Annotated in this window: 22 protein-coding genes and 1 pseudogene; 16 read left to right on the top strand and 7 right to left on the bottom strand. The window is 34.9% G+C overall.

What is annotated here, in order from left to right; translation table 11 throughout:
* Positions 1–52 precede the first annotated feature (52 nt).
* The 8 genes from ccoS to BWZ20_RS13830 all read left to right on the top strand — a co-directional run bounded on the left by ccoS (position 53) and on the right by BWZ20_RS13830 (position 6,931).
* The gene (gene ccoS, locus BWZ20_RS13865; protein ID WP_076620797.1) at positions 53–217 is read left to right on the top strand and encodes a cbb3-type cytochrome oxidase assembly protein CcoS; all 165 of its coding nucleotides are present in this window, start codon (positions 53–55) and stop codon (positions 215–217) included.
* 27 nt (positions 218–244) lie between these two features.
* On the top strand, positions 245–2,452 hold the full coding sequence (gene ccoN / locus BWZ20_RS13860) for a cytochrome-c oxidase, cbb3-type subunit I (RefSeq protein ID WP_076620795.1): 2,208 nt from the start codon (positions 245–247) through the stop codon (positions 2,450–2,452).
* Between the two features lie 5 nt (positions 2,453–2,457).
* Complete coding sequence (locus BWZ20_RS15520) at positions 2,458–2,643, top strand: cytochrome C oxidase subunit IV (protein WP_076620793.1); 186 nt, start codon at positions 2,458–2,460, stop codon at positions 2,641–2,643.
* Complete coding sequence (locus BWZ20_RS13850; RefSeq protein WP_076620792.1) at positions 2,640–3,608, top strand: cbb3-type cytochrome c oxidase N-terminal domain-containing protein; 969 nt, start codon at positions 2,640–2,642, stop codon at positions 3,606–3,608. The genes BWZ20_RS15520 and BWZ20_RS13850 overlap by 4 nt, the downstream gene beginning before the upstream one ends.
* Before the next feature lie 21 nt (positions 3,609–3,629).
* Positions 3,630–5,054 carry a cytochrome c oxidase accessory protein CcoG gene (gene ccoG, locus BWZ20_RS13845; protein ID WP_076620790.1) on the top strand — a complete coding sequence of 475 codons (1,425 nt, stop codon included), beginning with the start codon at positions 3,630–3,632 and terminating at the stop codon, positions 5,052–5,054.
* Between the two features lie 81 nt (positions 5,055–5,135).
* The gene (locus BWZ20_RS13840) at positions 5,136–5,582 is read left to right on the top strand and encodes a FixH family protein (RefSeq protein WP_076620788.1); all 447 of its coding nucleotides are present in this window, start codon (positions 5,136–5,138) and stop codon (positions 5,580–5,582) included.
* A 1-nt stretch (position 5,583) separates the two neighbouring features.
* The gene (locus tag BWZ20_RS13835) at positions 5,584–6,285 is read left to right on the top strand and encodes a sulfite exporter TauE/SafE family protein (protein ID WP_076620786.1); all 702 of its coding nucleotides are present in this window, start codon (positions 5,584–5,586) and stop codon (positions 6,283–6,285) included.
* Positions 6,286–6,364: 79 nt separating this feature from the next.
* A complete protein-coding gene (locus BWZ20_RS13830) occupies positions 6,365–6,931 on the top strand; it encodes a hypothetical protein (RefSeq protein ID WP_076620785.1) in 567 nt (188 codons plus the stop codon).
* A gap of 95 nt (positions 6,932–7,026) precedes the next feature.
* Here BWZ20_RS13830 and BWZ20_RS13825 read toward each other — a convergent pair whose 3' ends face one another.
* Both BWZ20_RS13825 and hemN read right to left on the bottom strand, forming a co-directional pair.
* Positions 7,027–7,860 (bottom strand): universal stress protein, encoded by an 834-nt coding sequence (locus BWZ20_RS13825; protein WP_076620783.1) that lies wholly within the window; start codon positions 7,858–7,860, stop codon positions 7,027–7,029.
* 11 nt (positions 7,861–7,871) lie between these two features.
* Entirely contained in the window at positions 7,872–9,236 is a 1,365-nt protein-coding gene (hemN, locus tag BWZ20_RS13820; RefSeq protein ID WP_076620781.1) for an oxygen-independent coproporphyrinogen III oxidase, read from the bottom strand.
* A gap of 261 nt (positions 9,237–9,497) precedes the next feature.
* Between hemN and BWZ20_RS13815 the strand changes: the two genes are divergently transcribed.
* The 4 genes from BWZ20_RS13815 (at position 9,498) to BWZ20_RS13800 (ending at position 12,241) form a co-directional block, all read left to right on the top strand.
* A complete protein-coding gene (locus BWZ20_RS13815; RefSeq protein ID WP_076620779.1) occupies positions 9,498–10,073 on the top strand; it encodes a superoxide dismutase family protein in 576 nt (191 codons plus the stop codon).
* A 94-nt stretch (positions 10,074–10,167) separates the two neighbouring features.
* A complete protein-coding gene (locus tag BWZ20_RS13810) occupies positions 10,168–10,698 on the top strand; it encodes an RNA polymerase sigma factor (RefSeq protein ID WP_076620778.1) in 531 nt (176 codons plus the stop codon).
* Between the two features lies 1 nt (position 10,699).
* Positions 10,700–11,491 (top strand): anti-sigma factor domain-containing protein, encoded by a 792-nt coding sequence (locus BWZ20_RS13805; RefSeq protein WP_076620777.1) that lies wholly within the window; start codon positions 10,700–10,702, stop codon positions 11,489–11,491.
* Positions 11,492–11,638: 147 nt separating this feature from the next.
* The gene (locus BWZ20_RS13800; protein ID WP_076620776.1) at positions 11,639–12,241 is read left to right on the top strand and encodes a hypothetical protein; all 603 of its coding nucleotides are present in this window, start codon (positions 11,639–11,641) and stop codon (positions 12,239–12,241) included.
* A gap of 96 nt (positions 12,242–12,337) precedes the next feature.
* On the opposite strand, the pseudogene BWZ20_RS15515 reads toward BWZ20_RS13800, so the two are convergent.
* A pseudogene (locus BWZ20_RS15515) lies at positions 12,338–12,445 on the bottom strand (IS110 family transposase); the annotation flags it as partial.
* 68 nt (positions 12,446–12,513) lie between these two features.
* On the opposite strand from BWZ20_RS15515, the gene BWZ20_RS13795 reads away from it, so the two are divergent.
* Both BWZ20_RS13795 and BWZ20_RS13790 read left to right on the top strand, forming a co-directional pair.
* Positions 12,514–13,131, top strand: coding sequence for a hypothetical protein (locus BWZ20_RS13795; protein WP_076620775.1), 618 nt, complete (start codon positions 12,514–12,516; stop codon positions 13,129–13,131).
* A gap of 25 nt (positions 13,132–13,156) precedes the next feature.
* On the top strand, positions 13,157–13,969 hold the full coding sequence (locus tag BWZ20_RS13790; RefSeq protein WP_076620774.1) for an alpha/beta hydrolase: 813 nt from the start codon (positions 13,157–13,159) through the stop codon (positions 13,967–13,969).
* A 19-nt stretch (positions 13,970–13,988) separates the two neighbouring features.
* Here the strand turns inward: BWZ20_RS13790 and guaB are convergent, their stop codons facing one another.
* Positions 13,989–15,458, bottom strand: coding sequence for an IMP dehydrogenase (gene guaB / locus BWZ20_RS13785; protein ID WP_076620773.1), 1,470 nt, complete (start codon positions 15,456–15,458; stop codon positions 13,989–13,991).
* A 228-nt stretch (positions 15,459–15,686) separates the two neighbouring features.
* Between guaB and BWZ20_RS13780 the strand changes: the two genes are divergently transcribed.
* Complete coding sequence (locus tag BWZ20_RS13780) at positions 15,687–17,918, top strand: TonB-dependent receptor family protein (RefSeq protein WP_076620772.1); 2,232 nt, start codon at positions 15,687–15,689, stop codon at positions 17,916–17,918.
* Between the two features lie 62 nt (positions 17,919–17,980).
* On the opposite strand, the gene BWZ20_RS13775 is transcribed toward BWZ20_RS13780, so the two are convergent.
* From BWZ20_RS13775 to BWZ20_RS13765, 3 genes are read right to left on the bottom strand one after another with little or no spacing between them, the layout of a single operon-like run.
* Complete coding sequence (locus BWZ20_RS13775) at positions 17,981–18,844, bottom strand: hydroxymethylglutaryl-CoA lyase (protein ID WP_076620771.1); 864 nt, start codon at positions 18,842–18,844, stop codon at positions 17,981–17,983.
* A 46-nt stretch (positions 18,845–18,890) separates the two neighbouring features.
* Complete coding sequence (locus BWZ20_RS13770; protein ID WP_076620770.1) at positions 18,891–19,508, bottom strand: LysE family translocator; 618 nt, start codon at positions 19,506–19,508, stop codon at positions 18,891–18,893.
* Positions 19,509–19,514: 6 nt separating this feature from the next.
* Entirely contained in the window at positions 19,515–20,534 is a 1,020-nt protein-coding gene (locus BWZ20_RS13765) for a quinone-dependent dihydroorotate dehydrogenase (RefSeq protein WP_076620769.1), read from the bottom strand.
* A gap of 149 nt (positions 20,535–20,683) precedes the next feature.
* Between BWZ20_RS13765 and BWZ20_RS13760 the strand changes: the two genes are divergently transcribed.
* Entirely contained in the window at positions 20,684–21,514 is an 831-nt protein-coding gene (locus BWZ20_RS13760; protein WP_076620768.1) for a universal stress protein, read from the top strand.
* The last annotated feature ends 15 nt before the right edge of the window (positions 21,515–21,529 follow it).

Here is a 21,529-nt window from a genome sequence, read left to right as displayed (position 1 = left end):
TGTTTTAAAAAAAGGTTCAACTGTAAATTTGAACCATAACTTCAAAATAGGTATGAGTGTTATATATATAGTTTTAACAGTAAGCGTCATTGTTGGTGTGGCTTTCTTTATCGTTTTTTTAATGGCTGTAAAGTCTGGTCAATACGATGATGACTATACACCTTCGGTACGCATGTTGTTTGAAGATGAACTCGTTAAAGAAAAGACTAAACAATAAATATAGAATCTGACTAAATTATTTCATATGGAAATGCAACAATTTTACTACGATAACAAAATCGTTAAAAAATTCCTCTACGCCACCATAGTTTTTGGCGTAGTTGGTATGCTCGTTGGGCTTATCCTAGCCTTTATGTTTTTATTCCCAAATATGACCGATGGTATATCGTGGCTAAGCTTTGGGCGATTAAGACCATTACACACCAACGCAGTAATTTTTGCCTTTGTAGGTAATGCTATTTTTGCTGGTGTGTACTATTCGCTTCAGCGTTTACTTAAAGCCAGAATGTTTAGTGATTTACTAAGCAACATTAACTTTTGGGGCTGGCAATTAATCATTGTTGGTGCGGCAATAACGTTGCCATTAGGAATTACAACATCTAAAGAGTATGCCGAATTAGAGTGGCCTTTTGATATCGCTATTGCTTTAGTATGGGTGGTTTTTGGTGTCAACATGATTGGTACAATCTTAAAACGTCGTCAACGTCACTTATATGTTGCTATCTGGTTTTACCTCGCTACATTTGTTACTGTTGCAGTACTACATATTTTTAATAGTTTAGAACTTCCTGTTAGCTTAACTGGCTGGAAAAGTTATTCTGTTTATGCTGGTGTACAAGATGCCTTAGTGCAGTGGTGGTATGGACATAATGCAGTTGCATTTTTCTTAACAACTCCTTTCTTAGGTTTAATGTACTACTTTGTACCAAAAGCAGCTAACAGACCTGTTTACTCATATAGATTATCTATTGTTCACTTCTGGTCATTAATATTTATCTACATCTGGGCTGGTCCTCACCACTTATTATATACAGCTTTACCAGAATGGGCTCAACATTTAGGTGTTGCATTTTCTGTTATGTTAATTGCACCTTCTTGGGGAGGTATGATTAATGGTTTATTAACCTTGCGTGGTGCTTGGGATAAAGTACGTACAGATCCTGTACTTAAATTTATGGTAGTTGCGATTACTGGTTATGGTATGGCAACATTTGAAGGTCCTATGCTATCACTTAAAAACGTTAACGCCATTGCACACTTTACAGACTGGATTATTGCTCACGTTCACGTAGGTGCATTAGCTTGGAACGGCTTCTTAGCCTTTGGTATGATTTATTGGTTAATACCACGTTTATTTAAAACTAAATTGCATTCTATCGGTTTAGCCAACCTACACTTCTGGGTAGGAACTCTAGGTATTATACTCTATGCATTACCTATGTACGTTGCAGGTTTTACTCAAGCGAGTATGTGGAAACAATTTAACCCAGATGGAAGTATAGTTTATGGTAACTTCCTTGAAACAGTAACTGAGATTATGCCTATGTACTGGATGCGTGCTATTGGTGGTACCCTTTACATTACTGGTATGTTAATTCTTGTGTATAATGTTATTGTTACCATTGCTAAATCTGACAGCAAAGTAACAGACGAACTTGCTGAAGCGCCAGCATTAAAGCGTGTGTCAAAAAGACGTGTTGCTGGTGAAGGGTGGCATACTTGGTTAGAGCGTAAGCCTGTATTATTAACGATCTACGCTACCATTGCAATTTTAATTGGAGGTATTGTGCAAATTATACCAACCATAGTTGTAAAATCTAATATTCCTACCATTAGTAGTGTTCAACCTTACACTCCTTTAGAACTAGAAGGTAGAGATATTTATATTAGAGAAGGCTGTGTAGGCTGTCATTCTCAAATGGTAAGACCATTTAGAAGTGAAGTAGAACGCTACGGTGAATACTCTAAAGCAGGTGAGTTTGTTTATGACCACCCATTCCTTTGGGGAAGTAAACGTACAGGGCCAGACTTACATCGTGTTGGTGGAAAATACAACGACAACTGGCACTTTAACCACATGTACGATCCGCAAACCACTTCTTCAGGTTCTATTATGCCTGCCTACAAATGGTTAATCGTTGGTGAAGGTGCTAAACTAGATAAGTCTATGACCGAAAAGAAAATGGAAACAATGGTGAGTTTGGGTGTACCGTATACCGAAGAAGATATTGCCAATGCCCAGATTTCTATGTTAGAACAAGGCACTCAAATTGAGAAAAACCTATACACAGATCCAGATTTTGCTAAATCTTATGAAGCAGATAAGGCCACTGCTGGTGAGAATTTCGTAGAAATGCGAAATCGTGAAATTGTTGCTCTAATTGCGTACCTGCAACGTCTAGGTACAGATATTAAAGTGAAAGAAATTCTTAATGAAACGGCACAAAATTAATCATCATGCTAAAATTTGTAAAAAATCATATGGAAAGTATCACAGGAATAGAAATCTATCCCTTGATATCCCTTTTAATATTCTTTATCTTTTTTGTAGCGCTGTTTTTCTGGGTATACACAGCTAAGAAAGAATATATAACAACAGTCAGTAATATTCCTTTAGATAACCAAAACGACACACAATCATGAGACATTTAATTCCATCATATATTAGAGTACCTGTAGTATTCTTTGCAATTGCAGGACTCATAGAATACTTTGTAGATTCTGGTGACCAACCAGCGTTTATAGAGCAACCTGTCATCCTTTTGTTCCTATTATTGGTACTTCTATTTTTAATTGCTATAGAAGGTATTGTTGGTACAATGGATAACATCCTATACCAAAGTTTAGACGAAGAAGGTAAAGCCAGATATGATGCTCAAAGAGCTGCGCCATCTAAATTAGCATTATGGATTAAGAAAACCTATGACAAACTCAAAGGAGCTAAACCAATTGAGGAAGAAGGTGAAATAATTCTAGACCATAATTACGACGGTATTAAAGAATTAGACAACAACCTTCCGCCTTGGTGGCTTTATGGATTTTACGCAACTATCATTTTTGGTGTGGTTTATATGGCAAGATACCATGTATTTAATGCAGATGACCAGTTTGATGAATATGAGATTGAATATGCCGAAGCCAATAGAGCCATTGAAGAATATAAAAAGACAGCAAAGAACTTGGTTGACGTTAATACTGTTGTAGTACTGACCGATGCTGCAGACCTAAACGCAGGTAAAAAGATTTTTGAAGTCAATTGTGTGGCCTGCCACATGGCAGATGGTGGTGGTGGTATTGGCCCTAACCTTACTGATGAGCACTGGATTCTTGGTGGTGGTATAAAAAATGTATTCAGAACTATCTCCGAAGGCGGTAGAGACGGTAAGGGCATGGTTGCCTGGAAAAATAGTTTAAAACCTTTAGAAATGGCTCAAGTAGCAAGTTACGTATTACAATTTCAAGGCACTACACCAGCTAATCCTAAAGAAGCCGAAGGCGATATTTGGGTAGACGAATCTAAAGACAACTCTGAGGAATCATCTACCGAAGAGACAGAAGAAAAAACCAATGAAGCTGACGAAGAAGACCAAACAATAGCTTCTAATTAAGCGACATAAAACCAAATCTAAATGGAAACGCCAGAGAACGAAGTTTTTAGAGATTCAATCGGTACCATCAATGAAGAAGGTAAACGTAATTGGATTTTCCCTAAAAAACCCTCAGGTCCATATTGGGAAAAGAGAAAGTTAGTAAGTTATTTTCTATTAGCTTTTCTCTTTGCTGCACCATTTATAAAAATTAACGGTAACCAATTCTTAATGTTTAATGTCCTAGAAAGACGTTTTAACATCTTTGGTTTTCCGTTCTGGCCACAGGATTTTCATCTGTTTGTGATTTCCATGATTATTGGTGTGGTATTCATTACACTGTTTACAGTAGGATTTGGTCGTATTTTCTGTGGATGGATCTGTCCACAGACCATTTTTATGGAAATGGTCTTTAGACGTATTGAATTTTGGATAGATGGTGACCGCAATAAACAAATGCGTTTGGCAAGACAGAAATGGGATGCAGAAAAAATTAGAAAACGCACCTTAAAGTGGTTTATCTTTTTAGTGATTTCGTTTTTAATAGCAAACATTTTTTTAGCCTACTTAATAGGTGGCGACAAGCTTCTAAGTTATGTTAAAGAAGGGCCTTCTCAACATTTAGGCACTTTAGTTCCGTTGTTGATTTTTACAGGAGTGTTCTATTTTATTTTTGCTTGGTTTAGAGAGCAAGTATGTATTATTGCTTGTCCTTACGGCAGATTACAAGGTGTACTTTTAGATAACAAATCTATTGTTGTAGCTTATGATCATAAACGTGGTGAAGGTGAAAGTGGAAGAAAGAAGTTTAGAAAAAATGAAGACAGAGAAGCTCTAGGACATGGTGACTGTATAGATTGTTTTCAATGTGTACATGTTTGTCCTACAGGTATAGATATCAGAAACGGCACACAGTTAGAATGTGTCAACTGTACTGCTTGTATTGATGAGTGCGATACGATAATGGAAAAAATCAACAAACCAAAAGGATTAATCCGTTATGCCAGTGAAGATAATATAGAAAAGAAAACAGTTTTTAAACTTACGGCTCGAATGAAAGGTTACATTGCTGTGCTTGTCATTTTGATTGGTGTGTTACTGGGTATGCTAGCCCTAAGAAATGATGTTGAAGCAAGAGTACTTAGATTACCAGGACAGCTATATGAACATAAAGACAATAATATTATTAGTAACGTCTATACGTATAAAATTGTAAATAAAACCACTGAAACTATTGAGGATGTAAGCTTTAAGCTTAGAGGTATTGATGGTGAAATAAAATTGGTTTCTACAAGCGATACCTTTACAGTAAAAGAAAGTGGACTAGCAGAAGGAACGTTATTTATAGAGCTAAAACAAAGTGACCTTTCTGGCGACAAGAACAACTTGACTTTAGATGTTTATAGTGGAGACAAATTAATAGAAACAACTTCTGTGAGCTTTTTAGGCCCTAGAAGTTATAATTAACAATGACCTAGCAGGTTTGGGTTTTGAAAACCTAGCAGGTCTAAAAAAAAGGAGATTCCTGCTTTTGCAGGAAGTAGAGTTATGAAAGTAAATTGGGGAACAGCAATAGTTATAGCCTTTGCAGGTTTTATAGGCTTTATAATGTATTTTGTAGTGAATATGGCTACAAACAATAAGTACGACCATGATTTGGTTGTAGAAGATTATTATCAAAAAGAGTTAAAATTTCAAACTGATATTGATAAAGAAGAAAATTCTAAAAACCTAAAAACCAATATTAGTTGGAAGAAGACTAAAGATGGCATCCTTGTTGAATTCCCGAAAGATTTAGATATAAAAAAGATTAAAGGTTCAGTGTTCCTATACAGACCATCTAACAAGACGTTAGATTTTGAAATTCCTATTTCATTATCTGATCACAATTTGCTCATACCTGACAACAAATTGTTAGATGGTCGCTGGAACATTAACATTGACTGGACCTACAATAATGAAGCTTATCTTTACAAAAAAGCCATAAACTATTAGCATGTTATATTCGGCATTTGTATTAGGTTTATTAGGTAGTTTGCACTGCGTTGGTATGTGTGGACCAATAGCCTTTATGTTGCCCGTAGATCGTTCTAATTCTTTAAAAAAAGTATCTCAAATTGGTGTTTATCATATTGGTAGATTATTGGCTTACAGTTTAATAGGACTGGCTTTTGGTCTCGTTGGTAAAAGCCTCAATCTTTTTGGTGTACAACAACAACTCTCAATAGCAGTAGGAATTTTAATGATTGTTGTTGTACTTATCCCTTATCGAACTTTTGCTAAATACAATTTATCTAAACCTTTAAACAAAGTCATTTCTAGAGTAAAATCTAATCTTGGACAAGCTTTAAAGAAAAAAACACCAGATACGTTTTTAACCATTGGCTTTCTAAATGGATTTTTACCTTGTGGCTTGGTATATATGGCAGTGTTTGGTGCCGTAGCCACAGGCAGCTTACTACAAGGCAGTTTTTATATGGTTTTATTTGGTTTAGGCACTTTGCCTCTGATGACTTCAGCTATTTATTTAGGTAAGTTTTTAAACCAAACCATAAAACAACGCATACAAAAAGCCATTCCTGTTTTTGTAGTCTTAATAGGTGTTTTATTCATTCTTAGAGGATTGGGATTAGGCATTCCTTACATCTCTCCTGCTCCTGTAGTTGAAATGGCAACTAGCGCTATAGACTGTCATTAAAATTAAAAAATTCCACTGTTTAATTTTCAACTAACTTTTTTGGTATTATTGCAATATTAAAACATCAATCAATTGTAATATGAAACAATTTCTTCTAGCCTTAGTCTTCACCCTTTCAGTATTTGAAATAGCTGCACAAAATGCAAGTGTAGAAAAATCTACATTTGGAATTCAAACCGGCTTTTTAGGTGTTTGGGCTCATAATGAGTCTAAATTATCTAACGCTATTGCACTTAGAAGTGAACTAGGCTTGGATGCTGCCATTTTTGGGGAAAATTTTGTTGGCTCACAAAGTTTTATCATGGTACCAGCAATAACTCTAGAACCAAGATGGTACTACAACCTAAGTAAAAGAGTGACTAAAAAGAGACGTATTGATGGGAATAGTGGAAATTTTGTTTCAATAAAAACTACCTATCATCCAGATTTGGTTTTAGGATCTTTACCTGCAAATACCGTCTTCATTTCTGACATTACTATTATACCAACTTGGGGAATTCGTCGTAATGTTGGCAAACATTTCACTTATGAAACAGGTATAGGTATCGGTTATTACCACTTATTCAAAAAAGATAATGTTTTTCTCTTTGAAGATGAAAATGGTGTGGCTGTTAACCTACACCTAAGAATAGGATATCGTTTTTAATTTTATCGAAAAACAAACGCATAAAAAAACGCCAAAGCCCTCGTCTTTGGCGTTTTAACTTGATATTAATAACACTAACTAATAAACATCAAGAACTATATTTTAAAGGTCATTACTGGTAACGTAGAATGATTGGCAATGTCTTCTGAAATGCTACCTTCAAAGAAATGTGCCAAGCCTTTTCTGCCATGAGTGGCTACAGCAATAAGATCTGCACCAATAGTATTGGCGAAATTTAAAATGCCTTTTTCTATTGAATAATCTGATACCACATGAACATTTTCAAGATTATCTAAATCACCATCTGCTTTTTTAAGGAATAAGGATATACGCTTATCTATTTCTGTAGAACTTCTAAAATTACCATCTGGTGAGTTTACATACACTAAGTGCATAGTCGCGCCTATTTTTTTAAAGGTTTTTCTTGCATTGAGGTAAGGTGTAATGGCCTCATCCGTAAAATCACTTGCAAATACACCATTTTCAAAATCTAATAATATTGGGTTGTGTTTGATTACTAAAACTGGGATATCCGCATGGCGAACTACTTTCTCCGTATTAGAACCAACGAGTACTTCCTTTACTCCACTAGCACCATGCGAACCCATAACGATAAGGTTAGCATTATGTGCATTGGCAACATCGTTCACCTCACTCCAAACCTTAAAATGCTTTACAATCGGTGTAATTTTAATACCTTCTAAGTAAGGTCTGTCTAGAAAAGCATCAAATTTCTGTTCCGCTAATTTTAGATAGAAAACAGCTTCTTCATTAATAGAGTTCCCATTAGCCGTTAATATAGCATTAGATAGTTCTAACATGTGTAATACTATAAGTTCCGAACCAAACTTCTGAGCTAAGTTCGCAGCCGCTTCCAAAGCAAATTCCGAATGCTCTGAAAAATCTATAGGTACAATAATTTTTTTCATGGTTTTAGTGTTTAGATGGTCATTGAAAATAGTTGGGTATCTGGCTTTTTGCGTTGCAACAGCAAATCAAAGGCCATACAAACATTTCTTATAAAAGGTTTCCCTTTTTCAGTTACGGTTATCTGCTTTCTTTCAAATTCAATTAAACCGTCTTGCTCTAGTTCTTTTAGTTTTATAAGTATTTCTGGCAATTCTTCAAATACTTCTTCCGGTTGTTTCCATGAGGTTTTAAAGTGACACATTAAATTGAGAATATGCTTTCTAATTTTTAAGTCCTCTTCATTCAAAATATGCCCTCTGTAAACTGGTATAATATTATTTTCTAATATGTTGTAATATTCTTCAATAGACTTTACATTTTGCGCAAAGCCATACCAACTATCGCTTATAGATGATACACCCAAGCCAATCATAGCTTGTGTTTTAGAGGCTGTATAACCCATAAAGTTGCGATGCATGGTTTCGTTTTGCATGGCTTTGTAAAGTCCATCAGTTTTTAATGCAAAATGATCCATACCTATTTCGGTATAGCCTATTTTTTCTAAAAGCGATTTACCAGTTTCGTACTGTCTACGCTTAGACTCGGCAGTTGGTAAATCTTCATCTTTAAAGCCTCTTTGTCCATTTCCTTTAATCCATGGCACATGTGCATAACTATAAAACGCAATGCGATCTGGCATTAAGGCTTTTGTTTTTTGAATGGTCTCTATGACATCTATTTCCGTTTGAAACGGTAAACCAAAGATAATATCGTGTCCAACAGATGTGTAACCAATTTTTCTAGCTGTTTCCGTAGCACGTTTTACATTTTCAAAAGGTTGAATACGGTTTATCGCCTTCTGAACTTTCAGATTATAATCCTGAACTCCAAAACTCACGCGTCTAAACCCTAATTCGTACAGTGCCTGCAAATGCGCTTGGGTAGTGTTATTTGGATGTCCTTCAAACGAAAACTCATAATCTTTAGCAAGGTCAGACACTCTAAGTAATTCCGTAATAAGAAAGCTTAAATTTTCTGGTGAGAAAAATGTAGGTGTACCTCCACCAAGATGCAATTCTTTTATTTTTGGTTTTGTACCTAATAATTCTCGGTACAACTGCCATTCTTTTAAAACTGCCTTTATGTATGGCAACTCTACTTCGTGCCTTTTGGTAATACGTTTGTGGCATCCGCAAAATGTGCAGAGGCTTTCACAAAATGGCAGGTGCAAGTACAAACTTATCCCTTCTTCTGTATTAGACTCATCAAAGGATTGCTTTAAAACTTGTTTCCATTGTTGCAATGAAAATGTCTCAGCATTCCAATACGGAACCGTAGGATAGCTGGTATAACGTGGACCTGCCACATTGTATTTATTTACTAACTTTTGACACATACTAACTTTTGTCTAAAATCAAAATTACTCTGAAGCGACTGTATAAAATATGATTTTTGTCATATAATGGTTTAATTAACAACTAAATGCCAATGGCTAAAACATTAGAAATAGTATCTTAAATCCTTAAACGAGGTAAGTGCATATGTAAACCTATCAAGTAGACAGGATACCTTTTTTTATTTTCTTTTAAAGATTAATGTTACTGTATTTGCATCAGAAAGCTTATATCCTTAACTTTACTAAAAACTAATAACAACTATGAAATATATTAAATTGAGCGTTTTTGCAATTGCTATAGTTTTTGCTACAGCTTGTAAGGACAATAAGAAAGAAGTAGAAGAAACTATTGAAACCGAAGAAGATAATACTGTAAAACTAGAAAAAACAGAAATGAAGATTAAGTTAGATCCTAAGAGTGGTTCTAATGCAACTGGCACTATAAAGTTTATTGAAGAAAATGGTAAGGTTACTATGATGGCCTATCTTTCTGATTTAGATAAAGGTGAACACGCCATACATATACACGAGTCTGCTGATTGTTCATCACCAGATGGTAAATCTACTGGTGGACATTGGAATCCGACAGCCCAACCGCATGGTAAATGGGGATCAGAAACAGGGTATCACAAAGGAGATATTGGGAACTTTAAAGTTGATGACGATGGTAAAGGAGAAATTAAATTTACAACAGATGAGTGGTGCCTAACTTGCGAAGACCCAACCAAAAATATTATTGGTAAAGCTATAATAGTACACCAAGGAACAGATGACTTTACATCACAGCCATCTGGAGCAGCTGGTAGTAGAATCAGTTGCGGTGCCATCATAGAGTAATAATTAATAAAAACAAACACTAACCATAAAATAGCTAGAGCTATTGCAGTGCTAATACTTCCCCTTGTCTGCAAAAACTCTAATCAAGTCACATATGACGGAATTAGAAACATTAGTACAGCAGTTTCAGTCTAAAAACCAAGTTGCGTTCAAAAAACTATACGAGATGTATAGTGATAGCATACATGGTGTAGTTTATAACATCGTAAAAGATGCTGATATTGCCGACGAAATTATGCAAGATGTCTTTATAAAGGCATGGCACAAGGCGGATACCTATTCTTCAAAAAAAGGGCGTTTTTTTACGTGGATACTTAATATAGCACGCAACGCAGCTATAGATGTAACACGGTCTAAGGCCTTTAAACAATCCAAGCAAAACCTCAACTCAGATTATTTCGTAGATATAATAACAAGCAACGATAATTTAGATAACAGCACAGATGCTATCGGAATAAAAAAGTTTGTAACTAGCCTAGGTAAAAAATGTAAAGAAGTTATAGAACTATTGTACTTTAAAGGATTTACTCAAAAAGAAGCTTCAGAAGAGTTAAATATGCCAATTGGCACAGTAAAAACAAGAAATAGAAACTGTATTCAGCAATTAAGGGATATGGTATTGTAATATGGATATAAAAGCATACATAGAATCGGGTATTTTAGAGCTTTACGTAGCTGGTAAGCTTTCTGAAAAAGAAAATCAGGAAGTTTATGAGCTTATGCAACAACACCCAGAAATATTACAAGAAGTTTTAGAAATAGAAGCAGCTATCGTAAAACTTACTGCTGCGGTATCACCTCATGCTATAGATTTTGAATCGTTTAAAGGAAAATTAAACACAGACACCAAAGTTGTAGACTTAAAACCAAGAAAACCTAGTTGGATTTCCTACACAGGTTGGGCAGCCTCCGTTTTACTTGCTGGTGGTTTATTATGGACCCTTAACAATAAGAACAAGGTTGAAGAAGAGCTACAAACCGTTTCTACCGAAAAGCAATATCTCGAAATACAGATTGAAGAAGCCAGAGGCGATCTTACAGCTACCAAAAATCTGTTAGATGCCATTAGAGACAAGGATGTTATTGCGGTACCTTTAGGTGGCCAAGGAGACTACGCTTCTACCTATGCCAAAGTGTATTGGAACAAAGCCGACAATACCATTTACTTAGATGGTGAAGGTCTGCCAAACGCACCAGAAGGTAAAGTATGGCAAGTGTGGTCTTTAACACTAAACCCATTAACACCAACGAGTTTAGGTACTATTGACGATTTTAACACCGACGACAATAAAATATTTACCATTGCCAATGCCAACGAAAGCCAGGCCTTTGGTATCACCTTAGAGCCAGCAGGTGGTAGTGAAAGCCCAACGATGGAACAACTTTATACACTTGGTGTGGTAACGCCTACTCCGTAATTTTAAGACAGAATACTATTTATAAAAAAACCACTAATAGCTTTATTAGTGGTTTTTATTTTCTGTAAATTGTAACAGAAAACATATAATGTGGATATAGTTAATATTTACATCGTATTTGTGTAACTAATTCCAAGAAACTAACGAATGAAGAAAAAAGATAGACTTTCAAAATGGAAAAAAGAGGAAAAACATCCTCTAGGATTTGAAAGTCCAGTTGATTCTGATTTCGAAGAATTTCTCGAAAAGAGGAATAGTCGTAATAATTCAGAAGAAAAATATCCTTTTAGTTCAAATTATGATTTAATGAAAATGACTAGAGAATTGGTCTTTGATATTAAGAACAGAGTTCCTGTCTTTCATTATATCTGTCCAATGCTTGACACGAAAGAATTAAAACTATCATATCATCATCTTTTGGATAGTGTAATCGAAGGCGATGATGCCGACATTGAACGTGAGGTTATAAACACTCTTGGTCTAGCCACGGCACTTGAAGTACCTATTTATCCGAATAATGACAAAGTTGAAATTGAACTTTCAAATTACTATCGAAAATTGATTCAAAATGGATTTACTGCACCTGATGAAAAGGGCAATGATGTAAGAATCAGACCTGCAAATTCAATGAAGATGGACGACTTCAAAGTTGATAAATTATCAAAAATTGATTTGACAAAATTTTGGTCACCTACCGATTTATTAATGCTAAAACAAGTAGTTAAAGATGAATTTTTAAAATTGAACTGATGTTTTAAGAAAAGTAAAAAGCTTGAGAGATATTTTAAAAACTGAAAAAAACTAGCCACAAGGATGTACTAAGCTGATATCCAAACAAATATTGATTTAATTTATAGCATATTTAGATTCATACGATAATCCTGATTTCACAATAGCAAAAGCCTGTTTTAATAGTTTGTTGGCTACTGCAATGAGGGCCAGTTTTTTATACTTCTACAACTGTTCTATTTAAAAATTAAGTAGGTTTTCACTAATTTTAAACTTAGCTATCAACGTAAAGCATGAAAATAAAACTCGTAGTCCTATTAATCTTAATCACATTATCATCTTGCAAATCTGATCCTAACAAGCAAATTGACGAAGGCAAAATAACCGAAAACACGTATCATAGCGACGAAATCGCCTGGACTATGAATATACCAAATGGCTGGAATGTTACCCATAGAAGTGTTCTTAACCGACGTTCTAAAAAAGGTCTAGATATCATAAAAGAATCTACTGGTTTAGAATATGACGATAGCGAGTTAAAGCAACTTTTGAATTTTCAAAAAAATAGATTTAATGTTTTTCAATCCACATCCGAACCCTTTAAAGTAGAATATGATGGTGAATGGGAAGAAAATAATGCCTCAATTAAAGTATTACTATATGATTTATATACCGAAAAAGGTATTAAAACAGATACTACAGCCACAAAAATTGCAAATATAGATGGCTTAAGTTTTCATTATTTTACCGTCACACTTTACAAGCCTAATGGAGATGTGCTCCTTAACCAACGTATGTATGGCAGGTTGATTAACGGATTTGATTTTGGTGTTAACATCAACTACAACAACGAGGAAGATAAAAATGAGATGTTAGAAGCTTGGCTAAATTCTAAATTTGATCAATATTAGTTTATCGAACAATAAACCTGTACTAATGAAAAAAATAATTATAATAACCGCTTTTGTTATACTATCTATAAGTTGTAAAAATCAAGGTGCAATATATAACGACCCAATACCAGAACACGACAGCTTAACAATAACATCTAAGTATGTCAATGAAGATCGCGTTATTAATATCTGGACACCACAGAATTACAAAAACTCTAAAGAACATTTCCCGGTACTTTACATGCCAGATGGAGGTATTAAGGAAGATTTTCCACATATTGCCAATACATTGGCTAAATTGTTAGAAGAAAATAAAATACCACCTTTTATTTTAGTTGGCATAGAAAACACTGAAAGGGGAAGAGATTTAACGGGTTCTTCTGAAGCCGAAGACGATAAACAATATTGCCCAATTACAGATGGAGCAAAAGATTTTAGAGCTTTTATCTCTGAAGAATTAACACCAAAAATTAATAGCAGATACAGAACAAAAGCTAAAAAAGGTATTATTGGAGAATCTCTTGCTGGACTGTTTGTTATGGAAACCTTTTTTACAAAGCCAGAAACTTTTGATTTTTACATTGCTATGGATCCTTCGCTTTGGTGGAACAACAATTACTTAGCTAATAATGCAAATACGCTTTTAACCAAACTTCCTGAAAAAGACATAAAACTATGGTTTGCAGGCTCAAATACAGAAGATATTTCGCAATACACCAAAAAAGTTGAAATGGCATTGCAGAACGATGCACCATCAAATTTAACTTGGAAGTACTCTGATGAGCCTAACGAGGAACATAGCACTATTTTTAGAGCAACTAAAGAGAAAGCGCTTATTTGGACCTTAAATGACTAAAACAAAATTTATAAATATCCTATCTAGAATAGTTAGGTGCTTCCTTGGTAATCGTTACATCGTGTGGATGACTTTCGTGGATTCCACTGGCAGTGATTTTTACAAATCTGCCTGTTTCTTTTAAGGTTGCAATATCTTTTGCGCCACAATAACCCATTCCGGCTCTTAGTCCGCCGACAAATTGATGAATACTTTCGTACAATTCGCCTTTGTATGGTACACGACCAACAATACCTTCTGGCACTAATTTCTTAATATCGTCTTCAACATCTTGGAAATAACGATCCTTACTACCTTGTTTCATAGCTTCAACAGAACCCATTCCACGATACGATTTAAACTTACGACCTTCATAAATAATGGTCTCACCAGGACTCTCTTTAGTTCCTGCAAGCAATGACCCTAACATTACCGTATCAGCACCAGCAGCAATAGCTTTTGGTATATCGCCAGTATAACGAATTCCACCATCTGCAATTACAGGTACACCAGAACCTTTGATAGCTGCGGCAACCTCTAGAACAGCTGAGAACTGCGGAAATCCAACGCCAGCAACCACACGTGTTGTACAAATAGAACCTGGACCAATACCCACTTTAACAGCATCTGCACCAGCTTCAACCAAGTATTTAGCGGCTTCTGCTGTAGCAATGTTTCCAACGATAACCTCGAGATTTGGAAACTTAGATTTTATTTCTTTTAAAACCGATACCACACCTTTAGTATGTCCATGAGCTGTATCAATAACAACGGCATCTACACTTGCATTTACCAATGCTTCGGCTCTATCTATAGCATCTACCGTAACTCCAATAGCAGCCGCAACACGTAACCTACCGTAAGAATCCTTATTGGCAATTGGCTTTTGTGTTACTTTAGTAATATCTCTAAACGTTATTAAACCAGCGAGTTTATCGCCTTCAACAATGAGTAATTTCTCAATTTTATTTTCTTGTAGAATAGCTTCGGCATCTTTCAATGAGGTACCAACAGGTGCTGTCACCAAATTTTCACCAGTCATCACTTCAACAATAGGTCTGTCATTATTGTGCTCAAAACGTAAATCACGGTTGGTAACAATTCCCTTTAAGTTTCCGTTGAAATCAACAATAGGAATACCGCCAATGCTATGCTCTTTCATAGCATTTTTGGCATCAGCTACTGTAGCTTGAGTCGTTAATGTAACCGGGTCTATAATCATGCCACTTTCAGCACGCTTTACACGTCTTACCTTGGTCGCCTGCTGCTCAATAGTCATATTTTTATGAAGCACACCAATACCACCTTCGCGAGCCATTGCAATAGCCATTCTACTCTCTGTAACAGTATCCATTGCTGCGGATATTACAGGGATATTAATGGTAATATTTCTTGTGAATTTTGTTTCAATATTTACTTCGCGAGGAAGAACTTCAGAAAAAGCTGGAACTAAAAGGACGTCATCATAGGTAAGACCCTCACCTAAGATTTTGTTTTCGTGTGCTGTCATAATGCAATTAAGATATAATTGCATGCAAATATACAGTTTTTTTCAATGAGCAAATGTCAACTTACAGTTAAATAAAATTTATATAGAAAAAGTGATCCTTCTTAAGAAACTGTTTATCAATACTTATGATTATTTTATTTTTATTTATTCTAAATAAAGTTTGAAAAAATAAAAACAGGTTGTAATTTTGCGCCAGATTAACAACCTATATTTAATAAGTCTAAATAAATGAAATTAAAATTAGCTCTATCAATACTTGGTTTTACAAGTATTTTATTAAATGCACAAAACAAAGAAAGACAAGAAAAACCTCTTGATTCCATTCAAAAATTAGATGAAGTTATTATTAATTCTAATCAGATTTTTGGTAGTAAATATGTAGCAAGACATCGCACTGGTTCTGCCTACTACATATCGCCTAAAGAGTTAAAGAAATTTAATTACACAGATATTAATCGAGCGCTAAGATCTGTACCAGGTGTTACCTTCTACGAGGAAGATGGTTTTGGATTACGCCCAAATATAAGTCTTAGAGGAACATCTCCTCAACGAAGTGCTAAAATATCGTTAATGGAAGATGGTGTACTTATAGCACCAGCTCCCTACAGCGCGCCTGCTGCCTACTACTTTCCGTCTGTTGGGCGCATGGAGGCTGTTGAAATTTTAAAAGGTAGTAGTCAGGTACAGTTTGGTCCTTTTACAACAGGTGGTGCCATTAACATGATATCTGCTCAAATTCCTAATAAATTAAATGGCGAAGTAAGGGCAAGCTACGGTCTTTTTAACACTCAGCAATTATTGGCTAGAGTTGGTGACCGCAAAGAGAATTTTGGCTATTTAGTTGAATATTTAAATTTTGGCTCTGACGGATTCAAAAATCTACCAGACGACAGTAATACAGGGTTTGATATTAATGAAGTAACCGCAAAATTCAAAATTAATAGTAATAAGGATGCCAGATTAAAACAAGCCTTAGAAACTAAATTTCACTACTATGATGAGCGCTCTAATGAAACGTACTTAGGGTTAACCGAAGAAGACTTTGACCTAGCACCTTACAGTAGATATGCTGCATCACAAGACGATAGGATGACAGCTCAACAATTGCAATTAATGCTTACCCATACTTTAGATTTTAGTAAAAACGTTAGACTTACAACTAATGGATATTACAATAAGTTTTCGCGAAATTGGTTTAAATTAGATGACGTTGTCTTTAATGGTGATGCTCAACGTATAGCAACAGTAGTTTCTGATCCGACAACATTTGCAGACCACATGGCAATTGTACGCGGAGAGGTTGATTCTGCGGCAGATGCGCTTCTTTTAAAAGCAAATAACCGTGTATATTATTCTAAAGGTCTACAAACAAAGTTTGATTACCATTGGTATGGTGAAAACACGTTTCATGATATAGAAGTTGGTGTGCGCTATCACTATGATGAGGAAGACCGTTTTCAATGGGAAGATGGTTATAGCATAATCAACCAAGAAATGACGAGAACATCCTTAGGTCCAAGAGGTGCTCAGGGTAATCGAATTAGCAGCGCAACAGCCTTTGCTGCTTATGCCATGTATAAACTAAAATACAATAACCTAACCCTAACACCAGGTTTACGCTATGAAAATATTGTATTGCAACGTGAAAACTTTGGTAATAATGACCCTAATAGAACAGGTTCTGAATTGGCATTTAGAGAAAATAAAGTAGATATTTTTATTCCAGGAATGGGCTTTAATTATTCCTTTTCTAACAATATTTCTGTTTTTGGCGGTGTGCACAAAGGGTTTTCACCTCCAGGAAGTTCTGTAGGCGAAGAATCTGAAGAAAGTATAAATTATGAGCTTGGTTCAAGGTTTACAATTGGTGGTATCCGTGGTGAGGTAGTTGGTTTCTACAACGATTACTCCAATCTTTTGGGCAGTGATTTAGCAGCCACAGGAGGGACCGGATCTTTAGACCAGTTTAACGCAGGTGAAGTCGCAGTTAGCGGCCTTGAGTTATTATTGAATTATGAAGTGCTTAAGAACAACAGCAGTTTTAAATTACCTGTAACCTTTGCTTATACATTTACACATACGGAGTTTTTAAATAGTTTTGGAAGTAGTAATGATTTATGGGGCGAAGTAAATGAAGGTGATCAATTACCATATATACCAATGCACCAATTTAACACCTCTATATCATTAGAGCATGCAAAATACGAGTTAAATTTAAGTGGTCGGTACAATGGTGAGTTTAGAACATTGGCTGGTACTGGTACTATACCAAATGATGAAAAAGTAGCATCGAGCTTTATTATCGATTTTTCTGGAAAATACCATCTCTCTAAAACCTTAAGTCTAACGGGAAATATCATTAACCTTTTAGACGAAACTTATGCTGTATCTAGAGTACCAGCAGGATTAAGGCCAGGACATCCTTTTGGTGGAAGTCTAGGATTTGAATTTAGATTTTAATTAATTTTTTTAATTGGTTGATTGTTAAAAGGCGTTGCTTTATTAGAGTAGCGCTTTTTTATTTAATGGTATTTTGAAAATATCTTAGTCGCTTCATTATAAGCACTCTCAAAGCTCATGGCATTTAAGTCGTGAGCTTTTTGTTGTGTAAAATAAGATAACATTTTTTCGGTTGGCATATTACCTGTAAGATCATCCTTTGCCATTGGGCAACCGCCAAAACCTTGGATAGCTCCATCAAAACGACGGCAACCAGCTTTGTATGCAGCATCTATCTTTTCGAACCATGTAGTTGGCGTGGTGTGTAAGTGTGCTCCAAATTCTATTTTAGGATATTTGGGAATAAGGTTAGAAAACAAATAATTAATATTCTCAGGATTAGAGCTTCCTATTGTATCACTTAGCGATAAAATTTTTACTCCCATTTTTGCTAAGCGTTCTGTCCACTCTCCTACGATATCAACATTCCAAGGATCGCCATAAGGGTTGCCAAAACCCATAGAAATATACACAACTACTTCTTTGTCACTTTTACCTGCAATTTCTAATATTTCTTGAAGTGTGACTACAGATTGTGCAATTGTTTTGTGCGTATTACGCATCTGAAAGTTTTCAGAAATTGAAAATGGAAATCCTAAGTACTGAATTTCAGGATGGATTGAAGCATCATTCGCACCTCTTGTGTTTGCAATGATGGCCAGTAATTTGCTTTTGGTGGCAGATAAATCTAACAGCGACAAAACTTTGGCTGTATCTACCATCTGCGGAATGGCTTTTGGAGACACAAAACTTCCAAAATCAATAGTATCAAAACCAACCCTTAATAAGGATTGTATGTATTGTACTTTCTTTTCAGTTGGAATAAAATCTTTGATGCCTTGCATGGCATCTCTAGGACATTCTATAAGTTTAACCGCTGTATTCATTGCCTCAAATATACGGTTTCCGAAAACGATTTCATAGTGTCATTTTTCAGACTAAAATAAATACAGCTATACCAATAAAGACAACGATCTGCAGCCATTGAAACACAACTCCCGATTTTTTATGTTTTAAGGTATAAGATTTAATTTGTCCTGCCAATAAAGCTATAGTAGAAAAAATGATGAAAGACACTAACATAAAAATACCACCTAAAATGTAAAATTGCCAAATTGTACTCATAGAATCACTAAACAAAAAACCAGGAAAAAATGCCAAAAAGAAAATGGTAACTTTAGGGTTTAGAACATTCATAAAAAACCCTTGTACAAAAAGCGCTTTTAGGCTTTTTTTCGGAGCTGTTTCAGAATCAAAATCTAATTGAGAATCTGATTTAAAAACTTTGTAAGCTAAATACAACAAATACAATGCACCTAAGACTTTAATACCAAAAAACAAATCTTCATTTGCTTTTATAATTGCAGAAACACCAAATGCCAATAGTGTGGTATGAATAATGCAACCTGTTATTAAACCACAAACCGTTGCCAAACCATAAGCTTTGCCATTAGTAATACTTTGTACTAACACATAAATGTTGTCCGGTCCTGGCGAAATTGCCAAAACAGAAGCAGCTATTGCAAATGATATGAGCGTTTCAGCAACCAATAATAGTTAAGCTTTATGAAGCAAAGCCTTGTTTATAGAAGCAACTAGTTTTGGGCCTTCATAAATAAAACCTGTGTACAGCTGTACCAAATCGGCACCAGCTTCTAATTTCTCTAAGGCATCTTCTGCGGAGTGAATACCTCCTACACCAACAATAGGAAATGCCTTATTACTTTTTTCAGCCAAATATTTAATCACTTCTGTTGAGCGCGATTTTAAAGGTTTACCACTCATACCTCCAATTTCAGATTTATTTTTGCTTTGTAAACCTTCACGAGAAATAGTTGTATTCGTAGCTATTACTCCATCTATTTTAGTAGTTTTTACAATATCAATAATATCATCTAATTGCTCGTTTGTAAGATCTGGAGCTATTTTTAATAAGATAGGTTTACTCTCTGGCTTCTGAAAATTAAGTACTTGCAAGGCTTTAAGTAATTCAGTTAATGGTTCTTTATCTTGAAGCGCTCTTAGATTTGGGGTATTTGGTGAACTTACATTAACCACAAAATAGTCTACATAATCAAACAAAGCATTAAAGCAAATTTTATAATCTTTTACTGCATCTTCATTGGGTGTTATCTTATTCTTACCAATATTACCACCAATTAATACTCCTTTATTCTTTTTTAGTCGCTCAACTGCCTCTTCTACTCCTCCATTATTAAAACCCATTCTATTAATAATAGCTGAGTCTTCTTTTAATCTAAACAAACGTTTTTTAGGATTTCCATCTTGAGGTTTTGGTGTTAGTGTACCTATTTCAATAAACCCAAAACCAAAATTAGAAAGCTCATTATAGAGCTTTGCATCCTTATCAAAACCTGCAGCAAGACCAACAGGATTTTTAAAGGTTAAGCCAAAAAGCTCTCGCTCAAGCTTTTTATCTTCAACTAAATACAACTTTTTAAACAAACTTTTAAAGCCTGGTACTTTTGAAATGGTTCTTATTAAAGAAAATGTAAAATGGTGCACTCTTTCTGGATCGAACCAGAACAGAATTGGTCTTATAATAGCTTTATACATGGAAATAATTTTGCATTACAAAAATAATAATCTTAACAAACTTATGTGTGCTCTGGCTTCGATTAATAATTAAAACATAAACTGTCATTTATCATTATTTTTAATCATTCAAATTATTAACTTTGAGCAATAACTAATCAAATACAGTCATGAAAAAAATTATAATTCCAGTAGATTTCTCTCAACATTCAGAATACGCATTAGAAACTGGCGCTATGCTAGCTAAGCAGCACAATGCAGAGCTTATTGTTATGCACATGCTAGAATTGTCCGAATCTATTTTTTCTACATCAGGAGCTGAAAAAAGTGAGGAAACTGCATTTATGCTTATGGTAACCAATAAAGAATTCGAAAAATTCCTGGATAAATCTTATTTAGAGGATATTACGGTAACACCAGTAATTAAGCATCATAAAGTACTAAAAGAAGTTTCTGAAATTGCTAGTCATGAAAAAGCAGACCTAATTGTCATGGGATCCAGAGGTCATAGTGACCATGATGGAGTATTTACAGGTTCTAATACAGAAAAAGTGGTGCGTTATAGTGATACTCCGGTCTTAGTCGTTAAGTCCAAACCTGATTCTATTAACTTTAATAACGTTGTACTTGGTTGTGACTTTAGCGATGAAAGTGTATCTGCAGTTAAAAATGCATTAGAAACACTAAATAAATTAGCAGATAAAGTAACATTATTGCATGTTAACCTTCCAAACTTAAGTTTCTTAAGCACAGACGAGATTAATGAAAAAGTAGAAGAATTTTTAAAATTGTCTAAGCTAAACACAAAAAATGTAAATATCGCTTACACAGCAGACCATATGGTAGAAGATGGTGTTTTAAACTACGCTAAAAGAGAGAGCGCAGATGCTGTTTCTATAATAACGCATGGTAGAACCGGTCTAAGTCATTTCTTTGGTGGTAGTATTTCTGAAGACTTGGTAAACCATTCAAAATTACCAGTTATTACTTTTAAGCTTTAATACATAAAAAGATTA

The organism is Winogradskyella sp. J14-2 (assembly GCF_001971725.1).
Lineage (GTDB): Bacteria > Bacteroidota > Bacteroidia > Flavobacteriales > Flavobacteriaceae > Winogradskyella.
Note: the sequence above shows the minus strand (reverse complement) of the source record. Positions and strands in the feature narration are given on the sequence as shown.